The 3337-nt window shown below is 40.5% G+C and carries 3 protein-coding genes; 2 read left to right on the forward strand and 1 reads right to left on the reverse strand.

Going from position 1 to position 3337, the window contains the following annotated elements; translation table 11 throughout:
* Positions 1 to 589: 589 nt before the first annotated feature.
* On the forward strand, positions 590 to 1831 hold the full coding sequence (locus NWQ57_RS05215) for a malic enzyme-like NAD(P)-binding protein (RefSeq protein WP_306021077.1): 1242 nt from the start codon (positions 590 to 592) through the stop codon (positions 1829 to 1831).
* Positions 1832 to 1921: 90 nt separating this feature from the next.
* Here the strand turns inward: NWQ57_RS05215 and NWQ57_RS05220 are convergent, their stop codons facing one another.
* Positions 1922 to 2434: a hypothetical protein gene (locus NWQ57_RS05220; protein WP_306021078.1), complete on the reverse strand. Its 513-nt coding sequence runs from the start codon at positions 2432 to 2434 to the stop codon at positions 1922 to 1924.
* A gap of 246 nt (positions 2435 to 2680) precedes the next feature.
* Here NWQ57_RS05220 and NWQ57_RS05225 point away from each other — a divergent pair, with 246 nt between their 5' ends.
* Entirely contained in the window at positions 2681 to 3316 is a 636-nt protein-coding gene (locus NWQ57_RS05225; RefSeq protein ID WP_306021079.1) for an RpiB/LacA/LacB family sugar-phosphate isomerase, read from the forward strand.
* Positions 3317 to 3337: the final 21 nt, after the last annotated feature.

Genomic DNA, 3337 nt, shown 5'->3' on the forward strand with positions numbered 1-3337 from the left:
CAGAATTACCTGCACCGTTACCACCTTGAATCTCTTGCGCCTGAAGACCACTAGAAATTAGCAATCCTGCAGTTAATAAAGACATCGCGAATTTCTTCATAAACCTTCCTTAATTAATAAACCTAACAACATATTAAAGCATCAATCGAGTGAACTCAATCCTTTATTAGCCTATTAATTGATCTACTTTAAACTTACCGGATCGTAAGGCTTTTTAGCCAAGCTTTTTACACCACCTGTAGCTAAGTGATTCTAGTAAATGCATGAAATTTAACAAAGTTCTACAGAGTACTTATCTTTATTGCATCCTACGTATCAGATTAGATACATAAACCAATTGATCAAATTGATCTCGAAACCTGTGCCCAATAATTATTCCGTCAATATCATTCTTGTTTATGCCAAAAATTGCTAAAAACCATGCTTAACGAATAGGCTTCGTAAATCCACTTGTGTTACATTCAACTTAGCCGAGTATTTAAAAAACTATAATAAACTCATGGGGTTACGTTTTTTGTAATTCAATGTGAAATAATACAGGTTATACAACAACTTAGCTTCAAACCCTACACACAGGATTACAATCACAATGACAGATTTTCGTCAGCAAGCTCTTGACTACCATTCCTTACCGGTGCCTGGAAAAATCAGTATTGAACTAACTAAACCAGCAGAAAGTGTAACTGATTTAGCGTTGGCTTATAGCCCCGGTGTGGCAGAACCTGTTCGCGAAATTGCAGCAAATCCGGACGCGGTTTATCAATATACTGGCAAAGGAAATTTAGTCGCAGTTATCTCTAATGGTACCGCTATCCTTGGTTTGGGAAATTTAGGTCCCTTAGCGTCTAAGCCAGTAATGGAAGGTAAGGCGCTTTTATTCAAGCGTTTCGCTGGCATTGATTCCATTGATATAGAAGTTAAACATCAAACTGCTGATGACTTTATCAATACGGTGGCCAATATTGCGGATACATTTGGCGGCATAAACTTAGAAGACATCAAGGCACCAGAATGTTTTGTAATAGAAAAAGCATTAATTGAACGTTGTGATGTGCCGGTATTTCATGATGATCAACATGGTACGGCAATAGTCACTGCTGCCGGAATGCTTAACGCTCTGGAGATTCAAGGCAAACTCATAAGTGAAGTTACCATCGTATGTATGGGGGCCGGTGCAGCCGCTATAGCCTGTATGGAGTTACTAGTAAAATGCGGCGCTAAGCGTGAACGAATTTATATGCTAGACCGTCAAGGTGTTATTCATACGCGGCGCGTCGATTTAACTGAGTATAAGCAGCTTTTTGCCAATAATACTGATAAACGAACCTTAGAAGATGCCTTAGACAATGCTGATGTGTTTGTTGGCGTTTCAGGGCCTGATGTGTTGCCCGCAGAGGCATTGACGTTGATGGCACCTAATCCGGTTATTTTTGCTTGTTCTAATCCCGATCCTGAAATTAAACCTGAACTGGCACATAGTGTCAGGCAAGACCTTATCATGGCCACCGGGCGTTCTGATTACCCCAATCAGGTAAACAATGTATTGTGTTTTCCGTTTATTTTTCGTGGCGCTTTAGATGTACGCGCTTCGCGCATAAACGACGAGATGAAAATTGCCGCAGTTGAGGCTATTCGAAGTATTGCAAAAGAGACTGTGCCTGAAGCAGTGTTAAAAGCCAGTAACGTGACAAGTTTGAGTTTTGGTAAAGAGTATATTATTCCCAAGCCGATGGATCCGCGCTTGCTTAAACGAGTGGCAAAAGCGGTTGCCTTGGCTGCTGTTGAATCTGGCGTTGCCAGAATCGCTCTACCCGCTAACTATATGATGTAAACTCCCGTATATTTTCGGCTCGCTTGTCACTTGAGTTGACAAGCGACCTTTTAATGCTTCTACTGATTTTGTGCCTTTGGGGGGCCCATTTTATAAACTGATGACTAAGGCATTATCTCGAATAACAATATTTTGCGGCTGTAATCCAGGAAAAAGCTGATTGATTTGTTTTATATCAAGTAAAAAAATCATTGGTAATTGCTGACCAATTGCTTGCTTCAACGAATCTAAAACAGCTGCAGATTGTGCTATCGAGTTATCAAGAACCGTAAATTCCCGCAAGCTAGGTTTAATAATTTCAATTACTTGTTGTTGTTTGTTGAAGTACACCTGTCCTTGGGCACTGGCAATGGCGCGTAATTTTTGGCCGTTTTGCTCCGCCACTATTACCGTTTTTAAGGCAATATTGTTAGTACTGCTGATGAGGGTCACTTTAGGATCAGTAAAGGTCACATCAAAGCCTTGGTAACTTTGTTTTACCGGAAAGCTCATGGCTAACATGCTATTAATTTGTTGCTCTGCAAGGGTGATTTCGAATGCCTTGGCACTCAATGTGACTACCATTAATAAACAAAATAAAGTGATACGTTTGAAAGAGACCATTTAACCTCCAAAATTTATAGGTTGATTCTACCGCGTTTAAGGCCCACCCACAGTGAAATTTAAGCTGTATTGCAATAAATGTGTTTCTGCTGATTTCAAGCTAGGAATTCCCCTACAAAAATCCAATCGTAACCACTTGGTGAATCGAACAAATATTCATAATTAAACTTATCTGATTAATTTGGTTTAGTCAGACCCGTATTAATGCCAAAATTCACGTCAATAAGATGAATATCTGGAGTAATAATGAAAATTGCCTTAATGAACGAGTTTAGCCAAGCGGCTAAAAATGAAGTGGTACTTGCACAATTAAACGATGTGGCAGGTGGATTAGGCCATGAAGTGTTTAACGTCGGAATGAGTGATGACAATGACCATCGTCTAACGTATATCCATTTAGGCATTATTGCCGCGTTATTGTTAAATTCAAAGGCAGTGGACTTTGTCGTATCGGGTTGTGGTACTGGTCAAGGCGCATTAATGTCGCTAAATGCCTATCCAGGCGTTGCTTGTGGCTATTGTATTGACCCTGCGGATGCCTATTTGTTTGCTCAGATCAACAATGGCAATGCACTTGCTTTACCTTTTGCCAAAGGATTTGGTTGGGGGGCAGAGCTAAATGTTCGTTATATTTTTGAAAAAGCCTTTACGGGTGACACGGGTATGGGTTATCCACCTGAGCGCCGTGAATCGCAAGTAACCAATGCTGGGATACTTAACGGCGTTAAAGTGGCAACCAGCAAACCTTTGTTAGAGGGTTTGAAGGCACTTGACCCTGAGTTAGTTAAGACTGCTGTAGGCGGTAAACGTTTCCAAGCTTGTTTTTTTGAGCATTGCCAAGATCAAGCACTCGCGGATTTTGTGAGACCATTTACTGCATAATCCTATTAGGCTTAAAAACTT

The sequence above is a fragment of the Paraglaciecola sp. genome, assembly GCF_030730205.1.
Taxonomy (GTDB): Bacteria; Pseudomonadota; Gammaproteobacteria; order Enterobacterales; family Alteromonadaceae; genus Paraglaciecola.

Coding starts and splice junctions, on each gene's coding strand:
- NWQ57_RS05215 (WP_306021077.1), top strand. CDS start 590: ATGACAGATTTTCGTCAGCAAGCTCTTGACTACCATTCCTTACCGGTG.
- NWQ57_RS05220 (WP_306021078.1), bottom strand. CDS start 2,434: ATGGTCTCTTTCAAACGTATCACTTTATTTTGTTTATTAATGGTAGTC.
- NWQ57_RS05225 (WP_306021079.1), top strand. CDS start 2,681: ATGAAAATTGCCTTAATGAACGAGTTTAGCCAAGCGGCTAAAAATGAA.